This window comes from Vibrio sp. 10N.222.48.A3 (assembly GCF_041475345.1).
In the GTDB taxonomy this organism is placed as follows: domain Bacteria; phylum Pseudomonadota; class Gammaproteobacteria; order Enterobacterales; family Vibrionaceae; genus Vibrio; species Vibrio tasmaniensis_A.
In genome coordinates, this window is record NZ_JBFRVX010000987.1 from 1 (window position 1) to 394 (window position 394).

The 394-nt window shown below is 45.7% G+C and carries 1 protein-coding gene; it reads right to left on the minus strand.

Annotated features, from left to right (window positions below):
* Nucleotides 1–12: 12 nt before the first annotated feature.
* Nucleotides 13–394 (minus strand): PLP-dependent transferase (locus tag AB4653_RS22785; RefSeq protein ID WP_372105391.1); only part of this gene is annotated, 382 nt, incomplete at its 5' end.

The window sequence follows — 394 nt, forward strand, 5'->3', positions numbered from 1 at the left end:
AAGCATTAAGCATTAAGCGCTAAGTGCTTGCTCTAGGTCAGCCAAGATATCGTCAATGTGCTCGATACCTACTGAGAGACGAATCATCTCTGGTGACACACCTGCTTGCTTTTGTTCCGCTTCGCTTAATTGACGGTGTGTTGTAGAAGCAGGGTGACAAGCGAGAGATTTTGCATCGCCAATGTTCACCAAGCGCTTGAATATTTGTAGCGCATCATAGAAACGAACACCGGCTTCATAACCATCTTTCAAGCCAAAAGATAAAATGGCAGACGGCTTACCTTGCATGTATTTCTCAGCCAGCGGATAGAACTCAGACGTTGGTAAACCAGCGTAGCTCACCCAACTCACTTTCTCATGTTGCTGAAGGTACTCTGCTACTTTTAGTGCGTTC